Origin of the sequence: Pseudomonas sp. S44, assembly GCF_016624805.1 — a bacterium.
Classification (GTDB): Bacteria; Pseudomonadota; Gammaproteobacteria; order Pseudomonadales; family Pseudomonadaceae; genus Aquipseudomonas; species Aquipseudomonas machongensis.
This window is the reverse complement of the sequence record NZ_JACVTY010000009.1, coordinates 63,534-83,582: the sequence shown is the minus strand read 5'-3', so window position 1 is coordinate 83,582 and position 20,049 is coordinate 63,534. Positions and strand designations below refer to the sequence as shown.

The window sequence follows — 20,049 nt, the reverse complement described above, 5'->3', positions numbered from 1 at the left end:
TCACTTACTCCATTGTGTCCTCGGGTTGAACGCGGCCTTCTCGGAGAGTTTGGTCCAGAGTTCGCGAGTGGTCGCATCGGAGGTGCTCGGCATGACCACCTTGAGCTGGGCGTAGAGATCGCCACGCTCGCCCTGCTTGTTCGCAAGGCCCATGCCCTTGACCCGCAGGCGCTGGCCGCTCTGGCTGTCGGGGCGGATGGTCAGGTTGATCTTGCCGGTCAGGGTCGGTACCGCCACCTTGGTGCCCAGCGCTGCCTCCCAGGGAGCCAGCGGCACGGTGATGATCAGGTCGTGGCCTTCGACATCGAACAGCGGGTGCGGCGCCATGCGGATGGTCAGGAACAGGTCGCCGTTGGCACCACCGCCGACACCCGGAGCGCCCTGGCCCTTGAGGCGAATGCGCTCGCCGTCGGTCACTCCGGCCGGGATCTTCACGTTCAGCGTCTTGGTGGTGAAACCGGTGCGCTGCCCGGCAGCGTTGGTCTGCGGCACCTGGAAGCTGATCTGCTTGGAGTCCTTGCTCAGGGTCTCTTCGAGAAACACCGCCAGTTCCAGTTCCACGTCCTGCCCTCGCCTGCTGGCACTGCGCTGCTGGCCGCGTGCGCCGCCAAAGGGATTGCCGCCACGGGCACCGAAGATCGAGCTGAAGAAGTCGGAGAAGTCACCGCTCTCGAAGCCGCCGCCACCGCCGCGACTTTCCCAGCCTGGCGGCGCCTGGAACGGCCGACCATGCTGGCCGCCGTACTTGCGGATCTCGTCGAATTCAGCGCGTTTCTGCGCATCGCCCAGCACTTCGTAGGCCTCGTTGGCCTCTTTGAATTTCTCCTCGGCGTCACGCTCCTTGCTGACGTCGGGGTGATACTTGCGCGCCAGCTTGCGGTACGCGGCCTTGATCGCCTTCTCGTCCGCGCTGGGCTCGACGCCGAGTATCTTGTAATAGTCTTTGAAGTCCATCTAAGGATCACCAGTAGGAATTTTCGTGTTGCATCTGAAGATTGGGGTCAAGCATAGCCTTTCAAGGTTCGCTTGGGTTTGTCATATGGCAGACGATCGGTCTTGATTCTGTCGGCCACTGGCATAAACTGCGCGGCCGTTTGGCCTCCGGAAGCCCCTCCCCATGTCTGACCTATCCCCGGCTCGCGCCCTTGGCATCGACTTTGGCACCTCCAACTCGACAGTTGGCTGGCACCGTCCTGGCGTCGAATCGCTGATCGCCCTGGAAGAGGGCAAGATCACCCTGCCGTCGGTGGTGTTCTTCAACATCGAGGAGCGGCGCCCGGTGTATGGCCGCCTGGCCCTGCACGAGTATCTGGAAGGCTACGAAGGCCGCCTGATGCGCTCGCTCAAGAGCCTGCTGGGCTCCAAGCTGATCAAGCATGACACCAGCGTGCTCGGCAGCGCCCTGCCATTCAAGGACCTGCTGGGCATGTTCATCGGCGAGTTGAAGAAGCGCGCCGAGGCCAACGCCGGGCGCAGCTTCGATCAGGTGGTGCTGGGCCGTCCGGTGTTCTTCGTTGACGAGGACCCGGCGGCCGACCAGGAGGCCGAGGATACCCTCGCCGAAGTCGCACGCAAGATCGGCTTCAAGGACGTGTCGTTCCAGTACGAACCGATCGCCGCAGCCTTCGACTACGAGTCGGGCATCAGCCGCGAAGAGCTGGTGCTCATCGTCGATATCGGCGGTGGTACTTCGGACTTTACCCTGATCCGCCTGTCGCCCGAACGGCACCTGGTCGATGAGCGCCAGGATGACATCCTCGCCACCGGCGGCGTGCACATCGGCGGTACCGACTTCGACAAGCAACTGAGCCTGCAAGGCGTGATGCCGCTGTTCGGCTATGGCAGCCGCATGAAGAGCGGCGCGCTGATGCCGACCAGCTACCACCTGAACCTGGCGACCTGGCACACCATCAACGCCCTGTACTCGCAGAAGTCGCAACTGGCGCTGGGCAGCATGCGCTACGACATCGAGGATGCGCTGGGCATCGACCGCCTGTTCAACCTGATCGAACAGCGCGCCGGACACTGGCTGGCGATGGAAGTGGAGGCCAGCAAGATCGAGCTGACCGACCAGGTCAGCCGGCGCATCGACCTGGGCCGGGTCGAGCCGGGCCTGGCGGCGGACCTGACCCGCGGCCTGTTCGAGGACGCCATCGACGGCCTGTTGCAGCGGGTCCGTGGCAGTGTCAGCGAGCTGCTGGCCAAGGCCGGGGTCAGTGAAGCGCAGGTAGATACGGTCTTCTTCACCGGGGGCTCGAGCGGCATTCCGGCGCTGCGCAACAGCGTTGCGGCGATGCTGCCCAATGCGCGGCATGTGGAAGGCAATATCTTTGGCAGCATTGGCAGCGGTCTGGCCATTGAGGCGCGCAAGCGGTACGGGACAATCTGATCCTTTGCCTGTACTGGCCTCTTCGCGGGTAAACCCGCTCCCACAGGATTATCTATGCCTTGAAGGCAGCGGTGAACCTGTGAATCCCACAGGATTACCTATGCCTTGAAGGCAGCAGTGAACCTGTGGCCCCCACAGGATTACCTATGCGTTGAAGGCAGCGGTGGACCTGTGCCTCCCACAGGATTACCTATGCCTTGAAGGCAGCGGTGGACCTGTGGGAGCGGGTTTACCCGCGAAGAGGCCGGTACACGTTCAAGCACCCCCTCAGACCAGCTCCATCCGCCTCAGCTCACTCTTCAGGTAGGCATAGTAGATCGGCCCCGCCACCACCCCCGGCAAGCCGAACGCCGCTTCGAACACCAGCATCGCCAGCAACAGCTCCCACGACTTGGCACTGATCTGCCCACCGACGATCCGCGCGTTGAGGAAATACTCGACCTTGTGGATGACGATCAGGTAGCCCAGCGCCGCCGCCGCAACCCAGATCGACAGCGACAGCCCGACGATGGTGATCAGGGTGTTGGACATCAGGTTGCCGATCACTGGCAGCAGCCCGAGCAGGAAGGTCAGTACGATCAGGGTCTTGGTCAGCGGCAGGTGCACGTCGAACAGCGGCAGCACCACGGCGAGGAAGATGCCGGTGAACGCGGTGTTGAGCAGCGAGATCTTGATCTGCGCGAAGACGATATTGCGAAACGCCTGCACCAGCAGGCTCAGGCGCTCGAACAGCGCGGCGGCCAGAGGCTTGCGTCGGGACAGGTCGGGCAGCCGCTGCAAGGCGATGATGGCGCCGAGGATCATGCCGATCAGCAGGGTCACGAACATATGTGCCATGCCCTTGCCAACCAGTTGCAGGTCGCTCAGGTGGCTGCGGATCCAGTCGCCGATGGCCACTTTGAACTCTGCCGCGCTGGCCGGCAGGTATCCCTCGATGAATGGCGGCAACTGCCCTCGGGCGCGCTCCACCAGGCCCATGAACTTGTCCAGCGAAGCGCCGGGGTTTTCGGCTTCGTGCAGCAGGAAGCTGAAAGCGCCGGCGATCAACAGCGTCAGCGTGCTCACCACCAGGGTGCCGAGCAGCGCCACCGCCAGCCAGCGCGCCCGTTGTCCTGCGATCAGTGGCTGCAAGCGTGGGGTGAGCATGTTCACCAGCTCGAACACCAGCAGGCCCGCGAGCAGGCTCGGCAGCAGCTTGAGGGGCAACGCCAGGAGCAGGCCGGCAACGACGATGATGCAGCTGGCCAGGGTGATCTGGCGGGGAGTGAAAGTCATACAGCCTCGGCGGCAGACAGCGGAAAGACCCGCAGTCTGCCAGCCTTCAGGCGCAAGGCATAGGCGCAGGTCACTTCTTCTTCAGGCATTCGCTCATGAATGCCTTGCGCTCGTCGCCCTTGAGCGCCGTGGCCTTCGGGTCGGCGTTACAGGCCTTCATGCGCTCCTGCGGCGTGGTCGGCTTGGCAGGCTCGGCTTTTTTCAGGCAGTTGCTCATGAACGCCTTGCGCTCGTCGCCCTTGAGGGCCTGACTGGTGGCGTCGGCGTTACAGGTCTTCATCTTTTCCTGTTGCGGCGTAGCGGCGAATCCTTGCCCGGCGATCGACATCCCCAGTACCAGCAATGACACATGCAGCATCTTCATGGAGTGGTCTCCTTGTCCCGCGCAGGATGCACGGTCGTCGAGCTGAGTGTAGACAACAATTCCTACATCCCTGATCGCACGCGGCGCCGGTATTGCTCAGGCGTGCACCGAGCCTGGCGCTGGAACATGGCGATGAACGCCGAGGCACTGCTGTAGCCCAGGTCGAAGGCGATGCTCTGGATCGGCGTGCCGCTTTCCAGCGCTTCGATGGCGCGCAGAAAGCGCAGGCGCAAGCGCCACTCGCCAAAGCTCATGCCCAGCTCGCGGATGAACTGGCGGGCCAGAGTACGCTCGCTGACATGCGCCTGCGCGGCCCAGTCACCGAGCGGTCGGTTATCGCCGGGATCGGCGTGCAGGGCCTCGAGCACCTGACGCAGGCCGTCGCTGCGGGCGAAAGGCAGGTAGCAGGTTTGCGTGGGTGCCAGCCGCAGTTGGTCGAGCAGCACCTGGACCAGGCGCTGGTCCCGTTCGTCCTGGGCGATCTTGAGGTCGCGACGGGCAAAGTCGCCGAGGATCGCCTTGAGGATGTCGCTTATCGCCAGGCTGCAGGGCTGGGCCGGCAGATCGACGCATAGGCTGCGGTCGAGGTAGACCGAGCGGAAGACGACGGCCTGCGGGTTGTAGCAACCGTGCTCATGATCAGGAGGAACCCAGACCGCGTGGTTTGGCGGCGAGATGAAACGCTGGCCGTCGACATCCAGGTGCATGACGCCGTGAGCGGCATAGTTGAGCTGGCCCCACGGATGAAAGTGCGGGGCGCTGACCGTGTCGGCGCCGAACTCGTCGTAGCGAAAGTACACCGGCGCCGGGAGTTCGGGGAAACGAGGATGGTCGAGGTATTTGGCGGACATGCTGTCTGCTTCACGGGGCGAGTTGTCTGGATGGGAGTATAGCCTTGTGGACAGACAGAGGATAATGGCGGGCATCTGCGGTGTTCTTTTCGCGGGCAAGTCGGAGCGCCGAACCGCCCCACAAAAGCATCACACCGAAACAGCAATTCCCACGAGTCAAAGCCTCATGAACTACAGCTTCCCCGTCCTGGCGATTCTTATCTGGGCCGGCAACACCGTCGTCACCAAGATGTCCGCCGGGGCGATCTTTCCCGCCGAGATCGGCTTCTACCGCTGGCTGCTCGCAGGCCTGCTGTTCACCCCCTTCCTGCTGCCGCAGGTGTGGCGCAATCGCACAGCGATCCGCCCGCTCTTGGGCAAGCTGTTCGTCCTGGGGGTACTGGGCATGGTCATGTACCAGAGCATGGCGTACTTCGCCGCCGGCATCACCAGCGCCACCAACATGGGCATCATCCTTTCGCTGATGCCACTGATGTCGCTGGCCCTGTCGATCGCCTGGCTCGGCCAGCGCCTGACCTACGGCGCCTCCCTCGGCGCCCTGGTATCGTTCTTCGGCGTGCTGGAGGTGGTGTCCGCCGGCAATCCCGGCGCGCTGCTGCACCAAGGGCTCAATGGCGGTGACCTGCTGATGCTGGTCGCCACCTTCGCGTATGCCCTGTACAGCGTGCTGTTGAAGAAATGGCAATTGCGCCTGCCACAGATGCAACTGCTGTATCTGCAGATCTGGATGGCGATCCTGGTACTGCTGCCGATGTACCTGCTGTCGGAGAAGACCGGGCTGACCGCGAACAACATCGGCCTGGTGCTGTATGCCTGTGTGCTGGCGTCGATGATCGCGCCGCAGTTCTGGATGCAGGCCGTGCACAGGCTCGGGCCGACCCGCACGACCCTGTTCTTCAACCTGTTGCCGGTGGTGACTGCCGTGATCGCTGCTGGCGTCCTGAACGAACAGTTGGCCAGCTATCACTTGTATGGCGGCCTGCTGACACTGGCCGGGGTCATCCTCGCCGAACGCTGGACCACTCCCGTGCGCCGCGCGCTTACAACCCGGCAGCCTTGAGCCGGGCAGCGTGCTCGGTGAACAGGCGCACCGGGTCGGCGCCCTTGCCCACGGCACCGAACTGCTGGTTGACGATGTCCAGGTGATCGAGCGGGTAATCATCGCCGATCACCTGGCCGAGGTGCGAGCTGTAACGCCCGACCATGCCATCACATTGGCCTTTTTCCCGAATGAAACTGCGGGCGAACAGCCGGCAGAAGCGGTTGCTGCCATCGAAGCGATTCCAGCCTTTGTCGGTGCGTCCAGGCTGCAGGATGCCGGACCAGGAGTAGTAGCGCACGCCGTTGACCTCGGCAGCACCCTCGCCACCCCAGTGCTGCGGCAAGCCCTGTGGATAAGCCTGGTTGAACAGCGCCACGCCCGAACAGGTCAGCGACTGGTGCGAGGCGTGCACATCGATCGGCAACGGATCACGGCGCCAGCCGGTTTCCAGCCACACCAGCAGCAGCGCCAGGCCATGCAGTGCAGCCTTGAGCAGGCGCCCCCGTGGCGAATCGCCGGGGGCGCTGCGTTCAAGATGATCGGCCAGTTCCGAGCCGTGGTTGGGACCGGCAACAGAGGTGACCGACGCCACTCGCCCAGGCCTGCGCGCTGCGGCATAACGCGCGCTCAAAGCGCCCTGGCTGTGGCCGATGAGGTTGACCTTGTCTGCCCCGGTGCGCTGGCAGATGTCTTCGATGATCACCAGTAACTGCTCGCCACGCACCTCGCTGGAATGCAGCGGCGAGACCTGCACCGCGAACACCTGTGCCCCACCCCGGCGCAACGCCGGCACGATGCCAAACCAGTAGGGGTAGAGCAGCAAGCGCACGAAACCGAGCATGCCCGGCACCAGCACCAGTGGGTAGCGTGTGGCCAGTTCGTTTGTCATCTGCCGTTCCTCTCCCTGAACCCTGCCCTTCTCAGGGTAGTCGCCGCTTCGCCTGATGAATCGAACTCTTGACGCGCCGTGCGGTTCCAACCTTGACAGCCACCCGCAACGGACCTTTCTGCAAGGAGCGGAACCATGAACAAAGCGATCCTGGCCATTCTTGTCGCAAGCACGACCCTCGCCGCCTGCGGCAGCCGTCCGGAAAACCCGGCGGACTACGTCACCTATCGCGACGAGCCGCTGGTCAAGCAGGTCGAGCACGGCATGACCACGCAAAAGGTCATCGCCATCGGCGGCAGCCCATCGAACATGAGCGACCTGCCCAACGGCGGGATCTGCAACGACTACATCCTCTACAAGGATGGCAAGCAGCAGCCCTACTACGTGCGCTTCGACGCCAGCGGACATGTCGACGCCAAGGGATTCAAGACCTGCAAACAGCGAGAAGAGGACCGCAAGGCCTTACCCGGCCAGTAAGCCCTCCCGCCCACTTACCCCCTGATCTGTATGGAGAGAATCATGAGCAACGTTGAACTGACCGATATCAACACTTTGCGCCAGCGCGCACGCCAGCATGTAGAGCAAGGCGCCGTCACCGAAGGCTACAACGCCGACCGCGAGACAATCATCCGCCTGCTCAACGAGTCGCTGGCCACCGAGCTGGTCTGCACCCTGCGCTACAAGCGCCACTACTTCATGGCCAGCGGTATCAAGGCCAGCGTCGCTGCCGAGGAGTTCCTCGAGCACGCGAACCAGGAGTCCGAACACGCCGACAAGCTGGCCGAGCGTATCGTCCAGCTAGGCGGCGAGCCGGACTTCAACCCGGACAACCTGAGCAAGAACTCCCACGCGCAGTACGTGGCCGGCAGCAATCTCAAGGAGATGGTGCTCGAAGACCTGGTTGCCGAGCGTATCGCCATCGACAGCTACCGCGAGATCATCCAGTACATCGGTGACAAGGACCCGACCACCCGTCGCATCTTCGAAGACATCCTGGCCCAGGAAGAAGAGCACGCAGACGATATGTCCGACCTGCTGCAAGGGCTGTAGGAGCGGGCTTGCCCGCGAAGAGGCCGTCGCGGTGCCCGGCACCGCGACAAGCCCGCTCACCCCTCTCAGCGGAACCGCGCAAAGGCCCGCCACATCTCCCGGGCAAAGATCTGCGGCTGCTCGAACGCCGCGAAGTGCCCGCCGTGCTCGGCTTCATTCCAGTAGAACAGTTCAGCGTAGGCTTGCTCGGCCCACTTGCGCGGCGGCTGGAAGGTCTCGGCGGGAAACACCGTGGCCCCCATCGGCAACTGGATGCGCTCTGAAGACGCACGCACCGCCGAGAAGAAACTGCGGTCGCGAATGGTGCTGCCCACACCCTCCCAGTACAAGCGGGCGCTGGACGTACCGGTGCCGGTGAACCAGTACAGCGAGATGTCGTCGAGCATCTGGTCGCGGCTCAGGGCATCTTCCGGGCGCCCCTTGTTATCGGTCCACTCCCAGAATTTCTCGTACATCCACATGGCCAGCGCCAGCGGCGAGTCGTTCAGTGCATAGCCGATGGTCTGCGGCCGGGTGTTCATCTGGTCGGCATAGCCGGACATCTGGTCCAGGTAATGATCCACGTCACTCAGCGCCCGCAGCTCGGCCTCGGTGGGATGCTCTGGGGCGTGCTCGGGCACCACCAGCAACAGGTTCACATGGGCGGCGAGCAAGCCCGCCGGCTGCTGACTGGCCAGTGCGTGGGTGATTGCCGACCCCCAATCACCGCCTTGGGCGACCCAGCGCGGGTACCCGAGCCTCTCGGTCATCAGCACGGCCCAGGCACGGGCAATCCGCTGTGGATTCCAGCCCTGCTCGGTGGGCTTTTCCGAGAAGCCATAGCCGGGAATCGACGGCACCACGACGTGGAAGGCGTCTTCGGCACGGCCGCCGAAGCGGGTCGGGTCGGTAAGGCGCTCGATGACGTCGAGAAACTCCACCACCGAACCCGGCCAGCCATGGGTGAGCAGGATCGGCATCGCCTGGGGATGCGGCGAGCGCGCATGGATGAAGTGAACAGCGACGCCGTCTATCTGTGTGTGGAACTGCTCGAAGCGGTTGATGCGAGCCTCGAACTGGCGCCAGTCGTAGTGGTTGAGCCAATGGTCGATCAAGCCCTTGGCAGCCTCCAGGGGCACGCCCTGGGACCAGTCGGCGACCAGTTCCGGGTCGGGCCAGCGGATGGCGCGCAGGCGCTGGTGCAGGTCGTCGATTGCAGCCTGCGGGACATCGACCTTGAATGGCTCGAGGGTGGAAAGCGTGGACATGTTCAACTCCGGATGAAAACGAACCTGTAGCGGTCACTACAAACACTAAGCCGCGCCTCGGAACACTGTCAACGAAAAACTTTAACGACTGCTACAAATGCGATAGAGTGCGGCCCATGACACGAAAAATCTCATTCGACTATCAGCAAGCCCTGGCCAGCGCCACGGACTTGTTCTGGAAAAACGGCTACGCCGCCACCGGCCTGCGCGACCTACTCAAGGTCATGGGCATCGGCGAGGGCTCGTTCTACAACACCCTCAAGAGCAAGAAGCAGCTCTACCTGGCCTGCGTCGAGCGCTACAACGAAGAGGTGGTCGGCAAGCGCGAACAGGCTCTGTTGGCCGCACCGACTGCGGCCCTGGGCATCCGTGCGTTCTTCGCCGATGTGCTCGACAGCCTCGACAACCCACAAACGCCCTCGCGCCTGTGCCTGCTGGCGGCGATGGAGACCGAGGAAGTGCTGGTCGACGACGAGCTGAGGCTACGCGCCGAGCAGGCGCTGGCGGACTTGAAGGCGATGTTCGCCGGGCGCCTGGCCGAGGACCGCGAGCGTGGGGAGTTGCCGTCGAGCATGGACCCGCAATTGAATGCAGCGATCATCGCCACCTATCTCAAGGGGCTGTGGCGCATGGCGTTGGTGGAGTATGAGCGGCCGGCGTTCGAGCGGCAGATCGATGCCTTCCTGACGGCGCTCGGGCTGTAGCCGATTATTTGGCTGGGCCGGCCCTATCGCGGGGCCAGTCGGGGCGCCGAACCGCCGTGCCGTTCCCTCTACTTCTTCGGCTTCACCGCCGCAGGCGCCTTGCCGGCCTTCATCCGCTCCAGCAGCGGCGTGCACTGGTTGGGCACATCACCACTCGGAGCGATGAGCGCCAGCAACCCGGCAGCCGGCCCGATGGCCACACCCAGCGCCACCATCCCTGCGCCACGCAAGGCCAGCGGCACCGCCTGCACACCAGCACTGGGCTTGGCGAACGGCCCACGCACATACAGCGGTGAGCGCAGCGAGAACAGGCGCAGCCCCTTGGATTCCGGAGTGACCTTCAGGTCCAGTTGCTCGCTGGCGAAATTCGCCGTGCCATTGATGTAGATGATCGCGTTCTCGGTGTCGAACACGAACAGCCGCGTGGTCGCCAGGCCATCCTTGATACCCACGTCGGCCGCCGCGCAGTTGATCTTCACATCCTCGTCGCCGAACAGCTTGTCGACCACGTAGTTGCCGACGTTGAGCCCGGCGATCTCCATCAGGCTGCGGCTGATCGCGCCATCATTGATCAGCAGGCGCAGGTCGCCGTTGGAAGTGCCCAGCAACGCCGCCACCGAATTGCCGCGACCGCTCAGGTCGGCGTCGCCGTTCAGCTCGCCGAAGCTGGTCTGCATCGGCGCGAAGGTGGGGAACAGTTCCTTGAGCTTGAAGCCGCGGGCAGTCAGGCGTGCCCGGCCCTGCATCGGCACCGAGCGGCCATCGAGGCGAATATTGGCATCGAGGTTGCCGCCGGCCACGCCAAAGCGCAGCGGGACCATACGCAGCAGACCGTCCTCGAGCACCACATGGGCAGACAGATCCTTGAACGGCAACTGCTCGCTATGCACGATGCGCTTGCCAGCGAACGTCACGTCGGCATCCATCGCCCGCCAGCGGTCGGTGCGGAACTCCTCTACCGGCAGCACCTTGCCGGTCGGCTGCTTGCTGGCGCCACCACGGGCTTTCTGCTCGGCATTGGAATCAGCGCCGATCAGTGGCGCCAGGTCCTTGAACAGCAACTGGTTGGAGACCAGGTTGCCGGAGAGCTTGGGCCGTGGCTGGCTGGCGACGAAGGCCAGGTCGCCATGGATGTCGCTGTCACCGATCTTGCCGTTGAAGCCTTCGTAGCGGAAACGCGCGCCCTGCGGATCATGCAGGTTGGCGCTGAGGTGGCCGTCGGTGGAATACGCCGGCGTATCGGGCAGGGTCACACCGGTCAGCGGGTAGAGGTTGCCCAGGCTGCTGCCGGAAAGCTTCAGGCGCAGGTCCAGAGCGCCGAGATTGCGTGGGTCGGTCAGGGTGCCGGCGACGGCTGCGCGGGTGTCACCCACGCGTGCATCGACCTGCAGCGGGAATGGCTGCCTGGCGTCCTGCAGCGCCAGCAGGCCACCGATCTTGCCGGTCGCGGACACTGGCTGGCCCTTGTAGCGGCCTTCGGCCTTGAGCCCGAACGCGTAATCCTGCGCGCCACCGGCTTTTTCCGCGCTGGCCTTGCCGACGATCTCGCTGAACGGGATCGGCTTGCCCAGCGGGTCGATCTGCACCTTCATGTCGGTCTTCAGGGTCTGGTCGTCGAAGCGCACATTACCCTGGTCGAATCCGATCGCCCCGATATCGAGCACCCACCTGGAAGGTTCGGCGTTCTCGTCCTTGGGCCCGAAATCGAAAGTCCAGTTGGCGCGGCCGTCAGCCAGGCGCGTGAGACTGGCGGTGGGATGAGTGAGGTCGATTCGGGGGATCGAGATCTGCTGGAACAACAGCGGCAGCGGCGACAGGCGAAACTCGACACGTTCCAGGCCGACCATCTGCGGCTCCTTGAGCCAGTCGGGGTTGCCCAGGGTCAGGTCTTCGGCCACGAAGCGCGGCCAAGGCACCCAGGCGCGCCAGCCGCCCTCATCGGGCTCGCGCTGCCAGTGCACGGCGAGGTTGCCCTTGATGGCGAACGGGCGGTGCAGCGCTTCGGAGACCTTCTCGTTGAGCAGCGGCTTGATACGGTTCCAGTCGAAGGTGGCAATCACCACCACCAGTATCGCCAGCAAGGCCGCGAGGCTGGCGAGGATCCAGGTGAAGATTCTGGCGGGGCGCGTCATTGCGGGGCTCTCCTGACTGCAAGACTTGAAGCGGTGCGGCAAAGGCATTCATTACTTCGGACTGATGAAAGCCCGAGGGGTTTTATCGACGACGGCAATGATAGCGAAGTTTTTTCTGACCCATTCCTCAGCTTTGCGGGTGAAATCGACCTGGATGTTACCGGTGAAACGCGGTAGCACGTAGCCACCAACCACCCCGAAATCATTGATCCAGAGCCTTCGCGGTCAACCATCATTTACGTCGATTGTTACCATTAGCCATATGAACTTTTTTCTTGAGTTACCAAGCGTAGCATTGCCCTCGTACCCACTTTCCAGCGTCCCACGAGGAGCACCGAATCATGAAACGCCAACTGCTGCTGAGCCTGAGTCTTTCCATCCTCGCCGCCAACGCCTTCGCCTTGCCGGCTGCCGACCAACACCTGAGTGCCGAAGCCCGTTCCAGCTCGGCAGTGATTTCCCAGCCCCTGAAGACGGTTGCCGAAGGTGGTTCTGATCGTCTGATCGAACGCAACAACCGCGTTGCCGAAGGTGGCTCGGATCGTCTGATCGAACGCAACAACCGCGTAGCCGAAGGTGGCTCGGATCGCTTGATCGAACGTAATAACCGCGTTGCCGAAGGTGGCTCGGACCGTTTGATCGAACGCAACAACCGCGTTGCCGAAGGTGGCTCGGATCGCCTGATCGAACGCAACAACCGCGTTGCCGAAGGTGGCTCGGACCGCCTGATCGAACGCAACAACCGCGTAGCCGAAGGCGGCTCGGATCGTCTGGTCGAAATCCGCCGCGTGAGCTGATGCCCATGGCTGATAAAGACAACTCGACATACAGCGCTTGCTCCCCTCCAAAGCCCGGTCCATTGACCGGGCTTCGTTTTTTTATCTAGAGTGCCAAGCCGTACAGTCACAGAATCCAGAGCCCCATGCTGCCGCGTGCCGAACAGAAGCAACAGACCCGCCAGGCCTTGCTCGACGCCGCCTGCCAGCTCATGGAGAGTGGCCGGGGCTTCGGCAGCATCAGTCTGCGCGAAGTGGCCAAGGCGGCCGGTATCGTCCCCACCGGTTTCTACCGGCATTTCCCCGATATGGATGCCTTGGGCCTGGCGCTGGTCGCCGAGGTCGATGCCACCTTCCGCCAGACCATTCGCCTGGTGCGCCACAACGAATTCGAACTCGGTGGCATCACCGACGCCTCGGTACGTATCTTCCTCGATGTGGTAGCGGCTCACCGCGCCCAGTTCCTGTTCCTCGCCCGTGAACAGTACGGCGGCTCGCAGCCCGTGCGCCAGGCCATCGCCCGACTGCGCCGGGATATCAGCTCTGACCTGGCCACCGACCTTGCACGCATGACCCGCTGGCAGCATCTGGACAGCGCCGCCCTCGGGGTGATGGCCGACCTGGTGGTCAAGACCGTGTTCGCCACCCTGCCAGAGCTGATCGACAGCCCTGATCCGGCTTGCCCACAGGCGCTGACCGCGCAGGACAAGATCACCCAGCAACTGCGCTTCATCTTCGTCGGGGCGCGGCATTGGCAGGGGTTGGGGAATCCGGGCTGAAGCCCGCGAAGCGGCCGGCACAATCAACCCCTTCACCAGTTCTGCTACCATGGCGCCCTGCCCGATTGCGACGAGCGCCTTCATGTCCAACCCCCGCCCTACCCCGTCCGAGCTGAGTACCTGCCTGGCTTCTGTGCGCGAACATTTCGCCGAGCGCATCGTGCCCTTGTGGCAAGGTCCCGGTTGGAACGCCGACATGGCCCTGCCCTTCGAAGCCCTCGACGCCAAACACCAGCCGCTGCCGGTGCAGCGCTACCGCGCCATGGCCTGCGCACGCCAGTTGTACCTGTTCAGCAACCGCATCGAGCAACCCGGTGCCGCCGAGCGTGCTGCAGCGCTGTTCCGCTCACTGCAGCGGCATTTTCACGACGCCGAGCACGGCGGCTGGTTCTACAGCATCGATGCCGACGGCAAGCCACTGGACCGACGCAAGGACCTCTACACCCACGCCTTCATCGTCTTCGCCTGCGCCCACTACTGGGGCAAGGTCCGCGAAGGACTGGTCGAGTCGGCGCTGAACGCGGCCCTGGAAATCATCGAGGAGCAGTTCGCCCGGGATGATGGCCTGTACGAAGCCGTGCTGGGCGAAGACTGGTCCGACCTTGGCAGCGGCCCGCTGCAGAACCCGCAGATGCACCTGGCCGAAGCCTTCCTGCAGACCCTGGCCGTGCGCCAGGACGATGCCGCGCAAGCGGCTCTGCTGCTGTTATGCACAGCCCTGCAGGCGGAGTTCATCGATCCGGCCCACGGCGTGATGCTGGAGAAACCCCGCGGTGCTGTGGATAACTGGTTCGAGCCTGGGCATCAGTTCGAATGGTTCTACCTGCTCGACACCTCGCCACTGCTGCGCGGTACACCCTTGCATGCATCGATCAGTCGGGCATTCGAGTACGCCGAGCGCTGCGGCGTGAAGGACGCGGCGGTGCTCGCTTCGCTGGATGTGGACGGCAAGGTGATCGATGCGACCCAGCGGATCTGGGCCCAGGCTGAATATCTGCGGGCGCTGGCATTGAAGCCAGGCAACGAGGCGAAGCTGATGACCCAGCTCAAAGCCCTCGAAGACAACTTCCTGCATGCCGGCGGCTGGCACGAATGCCGCGACGGCCAGGGCGCGGTCAGCCGACACGACATGCCATCCACCACGCCCTACCACCTGGCCACCTGCCTCGAAGGCCTGCAACGCCTGCTCTGATTGATGCAGGAGCAACTGTCCTGCTCAAAATCTAAAGGCCAGCCCAATCCCTGTGTGCGGGCTTGTCCCGCGAACACGGGCATAGCCCGTGCCAGGCAGCGCGGTGTCTTTTTCGCGGGCAAGTCGGGGCGCCGAACCGCCGCTCCTACAAGGGCTGGCGTGGAACCGTTTTCAGCCCTTGGCCGAACGGTCGATCGAGAACCCAGCCCAGTCCTGACTTACCGGCATCAGCTCAAGGTTGTTGATGTTGATGTGCGCCGGCTGGTTGAGTACCCAGAAGATGGTATCGGCGATGTCCTGCGGCTGGATCGGCTCGGCGCCCGCGTAGGTAGCGTCGTAGCGCGACTGGTCGCCACCGAAGCGCACCAGCGAGAACTCGCTTTCGCACAGGCCCGGCTCGATGTTGGTCACCCGTACGCCGGTGCCGCGCAGGTCGCAGCGCAGGCTCAGGGAGAACTGCCCGACAAAGGCTTTGGTGCCGCCATACACATGGCTGCCCGGATAGGGATAGTTGCCCGCCACCGAACCCACATTGAGGATGCTTGCGCCACGGCCATGGGCGATCAGGCGCGGCAACAGCAGGCGGGTGGTGTACATCAGGCCCTTGATGTTGGTATCGACCATGGTTTCCCAGTCGTCCAGGTCGCACTGCGGTGCAGGGTCGGCGCCCAGGGCCAGCCCTGCGTTGTTGACCAGGCCCTGCAGCTTGTCGAAGGCCGGCGGCAGGCTGGCAATGGCCGCCTCCATCGCCTTGCGGTCGCGCACATCGACCACCAGGCCGAGCACCTCGGTCTTGGCCGACAGCTCGGCGCACAGGGCATCCAGGCGCTCCTTGCGGCGACCGGTAAGCACCAGCTTCCAGCCAGCGTCGGCGAAACGACGGGCAGTGGCTTCACCGAAACCGGAAGTGGCACCTGTGATGAATACGGTGGACGTCATGCTGTTCTCCTTCGCTGTAGGGCTCGTGGCAGGCCTTGCAGCATGCCCGCGGCGCACGCTGGCAGCAAGCCGTTTTCGGTACTGGTCAAAAAACAGGCAACGCCTCGAAAGCCTTGCAGCACAAGGGCTGGTGCAGGCTATACGCATCTTATCCACAAGGCTTTCCCCATGGATTGGGGGCAACTCGTCGGGCAAAGGGAACCCTTTGACCTGGATAAACTCTTTCAGAACGCTCAGGTGATGGCGCAACGCTTTCAACCATGCCGTGTCCAGCAGTCTGTCCAAGGGTTGCGCACAGACTTATCCACAGAAAGGCAACAGCGATTTCGAGCTGCGATTCACGGGCAAAAGCGCGACGTAACTGTGCACAACGCTTGACTGATCAAATATTGACCAACGCCATGCAGGCCTTTGGATACGTGGGGTCCAGCGACATGCCACCATGTTTTCCACAGGCGGTTCCACATTAATCGTGGAAAACATCGTGCCTGTGGAAACAAGGGGTTATGCAGGGAATCTACGGTGGTTCAGGCGGGATGTGCGACAAGTTGTCCACATTGGCGACCGGGGCCGCAAAGCAGCCCCTGCCACACCTCAATGCCCGCCCAGATAGGCGCTACGCACCTCTTCGTTGACCAGCAACTCCTGCCCGGTCCCGGTCATGCGGATCTGCCCGTTGACCATCACATAGGCCCGGTCCGACAGTTTCAGCGCATGGTTGGCGTTCTGCTCGACCAGGAAAATGGTCATGCCGGTCTTGGCCAGCTCGCGCAGGGTCGAGAAGATCTGCTTGACCACGATCGGCGCCAACCCCAGCGACGGCTCGTCCAGCAACAGCAGCTTGGGCCGGCTCATCAAGGCGCGGGCGATGGCCAGCATCTGCTGCTCGCCGCCGGACATGGTCATGGCCCGCTGGTTGCGTCGCTCCTTGAGTCGCGGGAACAGCTCGTACATGCGCTGCATGTCTTCGTCGGCATGCTTGTCGCCGATGGGGATGGTGCCCATCATCAGGTTCTCCTCGACGGTCATGTCGGGGAACACCCGCCGCCCTTCCGGTGACTGGGCGATGCCGTTGGAGGCGATGTAGTGCGACGACTTGCGGGTAATGTCAGTGCCACGGTAGAGGATCTGCCCGGAAGCTGCCCGCGGCTGGCCGAAGATCGACATCAGCAGCGTGGACTTGCCCGCGCCGTTGGCACCGATCAGGCTGACCGTCTCGCCCTCCTCGATGTGCATCGAGACCTTCTTCAGCGCCTGGATCGGCCCGTAGAACACATCCAGGTCCTTGAGCTCGAGAATGGGTGCACTCATATCAGTTCCTCTTCGTCGGCACCCAGGTAGGCGGCGATCACCGTCGGGTTGTTGCGGATGTCCTGCGGGGCGCCTTCGGCGATCACATTGCCGTGGTCGAGCACGACGATGTGATCGGAAATGCTCATGACCATGCCCATGTCGTGCTCGATCAGCACCACGGTGATGTCGTGTTCGTCGCGCAGCACACGGATCATGCGGCTCAGGGCCTCGGTCTCCTGCGGGTTGAGACCGGCGGCCGGCTCGTCCAGGCAGATGATCTTCGGCCGCGTGCACATCGCCCGGGCGATCTCCAGCCGACGCTGCTGACCGTACGACAACTCGCCAGCCAGGCGGTTGGCGCAATCGACCAGATCGACCACCTCCAACCAGTAGAACGCGTGGTCCAGCGCGTCGCTTTCGGCCTGGCGATACCCCTTGGTGTTGAGCACCCCGGCCAGCAGGCTGCGGTTGACCCACATGTGCTGGGCCACCAGCAGGTTTTCCACCACCGACATTTCCTTGAACAGGCGAATGTTCTGGAAGGTGCGCGCAAGGCCCGCGCGGTTCACCAGATGGGTACCACCGAACATCTTGTAGTACAGACGATTGGCGAAGCGTGTCGGCGAAACGAAATCCGTCGCCTCGAAGCGTTCGCCCAGCAGTTGGATGACGTTGGTGTGGCTGCCACGCACGTTCAGCTCGATACGCCCACCGCTGGCCTTGTAGAAGCCGGTCAGGCAGTTGAACACCGTGGTCTTGCCGGCGCCGTTGGGGCCGATCAGGGCGAAGATCTGGTTGCGCTTGACCTTCAGGCTGACGTCGCTGAGCGCCTTGATGCCGCCGAACTGCATCATCAGGTTGTCGACCGAGAGAATGATTTCGTCGCTCATGGCGCCACTCCTTTACGTGGGACCACGCCAGTGCGGCTGATGCGAATCAGCCCTCGCGGTCGCCAGATCATCATCAGCACCATCAGCACACCGAACAGCAGCACGCGGTACTCGGAGAAGCTGCGCAGCAGCTCCGGCGCCACGGTCAGCACGAAGGCGGCGATCACCACGCCCACGGTCGAGCCCATCCCGCCCAGCACGACGATGGCCAGGATCAACGCCGATTCGAAGAAGGTGAACGAGGACGGGTTGACGAAGCCTTGGTAAGTGGCGAAGAACACCCCGGCAAGACCGGCAGTAGACGCGCCAAGGGTGAAGGCCGAAAGCTTGACCAGCACGTGGTTCAGGCCCATCGAACGGCAGGCGATCTCGTCTTCGCGCAGCGCCTCCCAGGCGCGGCCGACCGGCATGCGCGTGAGCCGGTGCTTGATGTAGAGCACCGCCAATACCACCAGGAACAGCACGATGTAGATGAACAGGAACTTGTAGTTGGCGTTGTATTCGATACCGAAGAACTCGTGGAACGGCACCCCGCCATCCTTCGCCCGACGGCCGAACTCCAGCCCGAAGAAGGTCGGCGACGGCGCCGGCATGCCGTTCGGGCCACCGGTGAACGACAGCCAGTTGTTCAGCACCAGGCGGATGATCTCACCGAAGCCCAGGGTCACGATCGCCAGGTAGTCGCCATGCATGCGCAACACCGGGAAGCCCAGTATGCATCCGGCCAGTGCCGCAGCGATGGCCGCCAGCGGCAGCACGCTCCAGAAGCCCAGCCCCAGGTACTGGTAGCCCAGCGCCAGGCCATAGGCGCCAATGGCGTAGAACGCCACGTAACCCAGGTCGAGCAACCCGGCCAGGCCGACCACGATGTTCAGGCCCAACCCCAGCAGCACGTAGATCAGCCCGAGGATGACTACGGTCAGCAGGTACTTGTTGGCAAAGATCGGGAAGACGATGGCGATGACGATCAACGCCGGGATGATGTAGCGCAGGCGCGACTTGTAGTCGGGTGCCAGCACGTGCACGCCTGAGCCGCCGCTGTCGAAACCTTGCAGCAGGCGTTGGCCGGTGGTTGTCTGCAGGAACAGGCTGAGCACGAAGCGACCGATCATCACCCCGCCGACCAGCCAGGCCACGCGCCGGGGTTCTGCATTGAAGCTGTAGCCGTCGAGCACCACGCCGACGACAGGTCCGAAAACGATGAGCGCCAGCAGGCCGGCGACGAGGGTCTCGATCAGGCTGCGCTTGATGTCGAAACCCTTGCTTGGGGAAGTGGAGGCAGTATTGGCAACGGACATGATCACACCTTAGCCACGAGCGGGCGACCGAGCAGGCCTTGTGGACGGAAGATGAGGATTATCACCAACAGCGAGAAGCTGAAGACGTCCTTGTAGTCGGAGTTGACCAGCCCAGAGAACAGCGACTCGGAAATGCCCAGGATGATCCCGCCGAGCATGGCGCCCGGTAGCGAGCCGATGCCCCCGAGTACCGCGGCAGTGAACGCCTTGATGCCGATGATGAAGCCCGCATAGAAGTCGAAGGTGCCGTAGTTCATGGTGATCAGCACACCCGCCAGCGCTGCCATCACCGCACCGATGACGAACACATAGGAGATCACCCGGTCGGTGTTGATCCCGAGGATCGACGCCATCTTGCGGTCCTGCTGGGTGGCGCGGCACATGCGCCCGAGCTTGGTGTACTTGATGACATAGGTGAGCAGGCCCATGCCGACGAAGGCGGCAACCAGGATGAAGATCTTGGTGTAGGTGAGCTGGACGAAGCCGGTGCCGATATCGACGCGCCAGGCGCCTTCGAGCAGGGTCGGTACGCCTTGCTGGCGCGCCCCCTGGCTGAGCTGCGCGTAGTTCTGCAGGATCAGCGAGATACCGATGGCGCTGATCAGCGGCGCCAGGCGGGTGGAGTTGCGCAGTGGCTTGTAGGCGATGCGCTCGATGGTGAAGCCATAGACACCGGTGACGACAATGGTGAACAACAGCGTGCCAAGCATCAGCAGCGGGAAGGATTCGATACCGAAGTAGGCCAGCAATGCCAGGCTGATCGCCGCGAGATACGCGGAGATCATATACACCTCGCCGTGCGCGAAGTTGATCATGCCGATGATGCCATAGACCATTGTGTAGCCGATGGCGATCAGACCATAGACAGACCCGAGGGTCAGCCCATTGATCAGTTGCTGCAGGAAAATACCATCCATAACGCAATCTCACCTGTTGAGA

The 20,049-nt window shown here is 63.2% G+C and carries 20 protein-coding genes; 8 read left to right on the top strand and 12 right to left on the bottom strand.

Annotated elements, in window-relative coordinates; genetic code table 11:
* On the bottom strand, nucleotides 1-954 hold the full coding sequence (gene cbpA, locus IAE40_RS09650) for a curved DNA-binding protein (protein WP_200603088.1): 954 nt from the start codon (nucleotides 952-954) through the stop codon (nucleotides 1-3).
* 163 nt (nucleotides 955-1,117) lie between these two features.
* On the opposite strand from cbpA, the gene IAE40_RS09645 reads away from it, so the two are divergent.
* Complete coding sequence (locus IAE40_RS09645) at nucleotides 1,118-2,389, top strand: Hsp70 family protein (protein WP_063546350.1); 1,272 nt, start codon at nucleotides 1,118-1,120, stop codon at nucleotides 2,387-2,389.
* Nucleotides 2,390-2,656: 267 nt separating this feature from the next.
* Here the strand turns inward: IAE40_RS09645 and IAE40_RS09640 are convergent, their stop codons facing one another.
* From IAE40_RS09640 to IAE40_RS09630, 3 genes are all read right to left on the bottom strand, one after another.
* On the bottom strand, nucleotides 2,657-3,664 hold the full coding sequence (locus IAE40_RS09640; RefSeq protein WP_153774104.1) for an AI-2E family transporter: 1,008 nt from the start codon (nucleotides 3,662-3,664) through the stop codon (nucleotides 2,657-2,659).
* Nucleotides 3,665-3,734: 70 nt separating this feature from the next.
* Entirely contained in the window at nucleotides 3,735-4,028 is a 294-nt protein-coding gene (locus tag IAE40_RS09635; protein ID WP_153774105.1) for a PsiF family protein, read from the bottom strand.
* A gap of 62 nt (nucleotides 4,029-4,090) precedes the next feature.
* Nucleotides 4,091-4,879 (bottom strand): AraC family transcriptional regulator, encoded by a 789-nt coding sequence (locus IAE40_RS09630; protein ID WP_200603087.1) that lies wholly within the window; start codon nucleotides 4,877-4,879, stop codon nucleotides 4,091-4,093.
* A 166-nt stretch (nucleotides 4,880-5,045) separates the two neighbouring features.
* Here IAE40_RS09630 and IAE40_RS09625 point away from each other — a divergent pair, with 166 nt between their 5' ends.
* Nucleotides 5,046-5,939 (top strand): DMT family transporter, encoded by an 894-nt coding sequence (locus tag IAE40_RS09625; RefSeq protein ID WP_200603086.1) that lies wholly within the window; start codon nucleotides 5,046-5,048, stop codon nucleotides 5,937-5,939.
* On the opposite strand, the gene IAE40_RS09620 is transcribed toward IAE40_RS09625, so the two are convergent.
* Nucleotides 5,920-6,810 (bottom strand): esterase/lipase family protein, encoded by an 891-nt coding sequence (locus tag IAE40_RS09620; RefSeq protein WP_200603085.1) that lies wholly within the window; start codon nucleotides 6,808-6,810, stop codon nucleotides 5,920-5,922. The two genes, IAE40_RS09625 and IAE40_RS09620, sit on opposite strands and share 20 nt — an antisense overlap.
* A 135-nt stretch (nucleotides 6,811-6,945) precedes the next feature.
* Here IAE40_RS09620 and osmE point away from each other — a divergent pair, with 135 nt between their 5' ends.
* Nucleotides 6,946-7,287, top strand: coding sequence for an osmotically-inducible lipoprotein OsmE (gene osmE / locus IAE40_RS09615; RefSeq protein WP_054925771.1), 342 nt, complete (start codon nucleotides 6,946-6,948; stop codon nucleotides 7,285-7,287).
* A 42-nt stretch (nucleotides 7,288-7,329) separates the two neighbouring features.
* A complete protein-coding gene (locus tag IAE40_RS09610) occupies nucleotides 7,330-7,860 on the top strand; it encodes a ferritin-like domain-containing protein (protein WP_065861630.1) in 531 nt (176 codons plus the stop codon).
* Nucleotides 7,861-7,925: 65 nt separating this feature from the next.
* On the opposite strand, the gene IAE40_RS09605 is transcribed toward IAE40_RS09610, so the two are convergent.
* Nucleotides 7,926-9,107 carry an epoxide hydrolase family protein gene (locus IAE40_RS09605; RefSeq protein WP_153774108.1) on the bottom strand — a complete coding sequence of 394 codons (1,182 nt, stop codon included), beginning with the start codon at nucleotides 9,105-9,107 and terminating at the stop codon, nucleotides 7,926-7,928.
* Nucleotides 9,108-9,223: 116 nt separating this feature from the next.
* On the opposite strand from IAE40_RS09605, the gene IAE40_RS09600 reads away from it, so the two are divergent.
* On the top strand, nucleotides 9,224-9,811 hold the full coding sequence (locus IAE40_RS09600; protein WP_197892452.1) for a TetR/AcrR family transcriptional regulator: 588 nt from the start codon (nucleotides 9,224-9,226) through the stop codon (nucleotides 9,809-9,811).
* A gap of 68 nt (nucleotides 9,812-9,879) precedes the next feature.
* On the opposite strand, the gene IAE40_RS09595 is transcribed toward IAE40_RS09600, so the two are convergent.
* On the bottom strand, nucleotides 9,880-11,943 hold the full coding sequence (locus IAE40_RS09595) for an AsmA family protein (protein WP_197892453.1): 2,064 nt from the start codon (nucleotides 11,941-11,943) through the stop codon (nucleotides 9,880-9,882).
* A gap of 341 nt (nucleotides 11,944-12,284) precedes the next feature.
* Between IAE40_RS09595 and IAE40_RS09590 the strand changes: the two genes are divergently transcribed.
* The 3 genes from IAE40_RS09590 to IAE40_RS09580 all read left to right on the top strand — a co-directional run bounded on the left by IAE40_RS09590 (nucleotide 12,285) and on the right by IAE40_RS09580 (nucleotide 14,690).
* Nucleotides 12,285-12,740: a phage infection protein gene (locus IAE40_RS09590; protein ID WP_200603084.1), complete on the top strand. Its 456-nt coding sequence runs from the start codon at nucleotides 12,285-12,287 to the stop codon at nucleotides 12,738-12,740.
* 125 nt (nucleotides 12,741-12,865) lie between these two features.
* The gene (locus tag IAE40_RS09585; protein ID WP_054894553.1) at nucleotides 12,866-13,498 is read left to right on the top strand and encodes a TetR family transcriptional regulator; all 633 of its coding nucleotides are present in this window, start codon (nucleotides 12,866-12,868) and stop codon (nucleotides 13,496-13,498) included.
* Nucleotides 13,499-13,580: 82 nt separating this feature from the next.
* Nucleotides 13,581-14,690, top strand: coding sequence for an AGE family epimerase/isomerase (locus IAE40_RS09580; RefSeq protein WP_200603083.1), 1,110 nt, complete (start codon nucleotides 13,581-13,583; stop codon nucleotides 14,688-14,690).
* Between the two features lie 171 nt (nucleotides 14,691-14,861).
* Here the strand turns inward: IAE40_RS09580 and IAE40_RS09575 are convergent, their stop codons facing one another.
* The 5 genes from IAE40_RS09575 to IAE40_RS09555 all read right to left on the bottom strand — a co-directional run bounded on the left by IAE40_RS09575 (nucleotide 14,862) and on the right by IAE40_RS09555 (nucleotide 20,027).
* Nucleotides 14,862-15,629 (bottom strand): SDR family oxidoreductase, encoded by a 768-nt coding sequence (locus tag IAE40_RS09575; protein ID WP_054894551.1) that lies wholly within the window; start codon nucleotides 15,627-15,629, stop codon nucleotides 14,862-14,864.
* Between the two features lie 594 nt (nucleotides 15,630-16,223).
* Nucleotides 16,224-16,940, bottom strand: a complete 717-nt coding sequence (locus IAE40_RS09570) for an ABC transporter ATP-binding protein (protein WP_054894550.1) — start codon at nucleotides 16,938-16,940, stop codon at nucleotides 16,224-16,226.
* Nucleotides 16,937-17,812, bottom strand: coding sequence for an ABC transporter ATP-binding protein (locus tag IAE40_RS09565; protein WP_197892457.1), 876 nt, complete (start codon nucleotides 17,810-17,812; stop codon nucleotides 16,937-16,939). Before IAE40_RS09565 ends, IAE40_RS09570 begins: the two co-directional genes overlap by 4 nt.
* Nucleotides 17,809-19,110, bottom strand: a complete 1,302-nt coding sequence (livM, locus tag IAE40_RS09560) for a high-affinity branched-chain amino acid ABC transporter permease LivM (protein WP_054894548.1) — start codon at nucleotides 19,108-19,110, stop codon at nucleotides 17,809-17,811. The genes IAE40_RS09565 and livM overlap by 4 nt, the downstream gene beginning before the upstream one ends.
* Nucleotides 19,111-19,112: 2 nt before the next feature.
* On the bottom strand, nucleotides 19,113-20,027 hold the full coding sequence (locus IAE40_RS09555; RefSeq protein WP_054894547.1) for an ABC transporter permease subunit: 915 nt from the start codon (nucleotides 20,025-20,027) through the stop codon (nucleotides 19,113-19,115).
* Nucleotides 20,028-20,049: the final 22 nt, after the last annotated feature.

Excerpts from the sequence above, each read along its gene's own strand:
- cbpA (WP_200603088.1), bottom strand. The coding sequence starts at position 954 with ATGGACTTCAAAGACTATTACAAGATACTCGGCGTCGAGCCCAGCGCG.
- IAE40_RS09645 (WP_063546350.1), top strand. The coding sequence starts at position 1,118 with ATGTCTGACCTATCCCCGGCTCGCGCCCTTGGCATCGACTTTGGCACC.
- IAE40_RS09640 (WP_153774104.1), bottom strand. The coding sequence starts at position 3,664 with ATGACTTTCACTCCCCGCCAGATCACCCTGGCCAGCTGCATCATCGTC.
- IAE40_RS09635 (WP_153774105.1), bottom strand. The coding sequence starts at position 4,028 with ATGAAGATGCTGCATGTGTCATTGCTGGTACTGGGGATGTCGATCGCC.
- IAE40_RS09630 (WP_200603087.1), bottom strand. The coding sequence starts at position 4,879 with ATGTCCGCCAAATACCTCGACCATCCTCGTTTCCCCGAACTCCCGGCG.
- IAE40_RS09625 (WP_200603086.1), top strand. The coding sequence starts at position 5,046 with ATGAACTACAGCTTCCCCGTCCTGGCGATTCTTATCTGGGCCGGCAAC.
- IAE40_RS09620 (WP_200603085.1), bottom strand. The coding sequence starts at position 6,810 with ATGACAAACGAACTGGCCACACGCTACCCACTGGTGCTGGTGCCGGGC.
- osmE (WP_054925771.1), top strand. The coding sequence starts at position 6,946 with ATGAACAAAGCGATCCTGGCCATTCTTGTCGCAAGCACGACCCTCGCC.
- IAE40_RS09610 (WP_065861630.1), top strand. The coding sequence starts at position 7,330 with ATGAGCAACGTTGAACTGACCGATATCAACACTTTGCGCCAGCGCGCA.
- IAE40_RS09605 (WP_153774108.1), bottom strand. The coding sequence starts at position 9,107 with ATGTCCACGCTTTCCACCCTCGAGCCATTCAAGGTCGATGTCCCGCAG.
- IAE40_RS09600 (WP_197892452.1), top strand. The coding sequence starts at position 9,224 with ATGACACGAAAAATCTCATTCGACTATCAGCAAGCCCTGGCCAGCGCC.
- IAE40_RS09595 (WP_197892453.1), bottom strand. The coding sequence starts at position 11,943 with ATGACGCGCCCCGCCAGAATCTTCACCTGGATCCTCGCCAGCCTCGCG.
- IAE40_RS09590 (WP_200603084.1), top strand. The coding sequence starts at position 12,285 with ATGAAACGCCAACTGCTGCTGAGCCTGAGTCTTTCCATCCTCGCCGCC.
- IAE40_RS09585 (WP_054894553.1), top strand. The coding sequence starts at position 12,866 with ATGCTGCCGCGTGCCGAACAGAAGCAACAGACCCGCCAGGCCTTGCTC.
- IAE40_RS09580 (WP_200603083.1), top strand. The coding sequence starts at position 13,581 with ATGTCCAACCCCCGCCCTACCCCGTCCGAGCTGAGTACCTGCCTGGCT.
- IAE40_RS09575 (WP_054894551.1), bottom strand. The coding sequence starts at position 15,629 with ATGACGTCCACCGTATTCATCACAGGTGCCACTTCCGGTTTCGGTGAA.
- IAE40_RS09570 (WP_054894550.1), bottom strand. The coding sequence starts at position 16,940 with ATGAGTGCACCCATTCTCGAGCTCAAGGACCTGGATGTGTTCTACGGG.
- IAE40_RS09565 (WP_197892457.1), bottom strand. The coding sequence starts at position 17,812 with ATGAGCGACGAAATCATTCTCTCGGTCGACAACCTGATGATGCAGTTC.
- livM (WP_054894548.1), bottom strand. The coding sequence starts at position 19,110 with ATGTCCGTTGCCAATACTGCCTCCACTTCCCCAAGCAAGGGTTTCGAC.
- IAE40_RS09555 (WP_054894547.1), bottom strand. The coding sequence starts at position 20,027 with ATGGATGGTATTTTCCTGCAGCAACTGATCAATGGGCTGACCCTCGGG.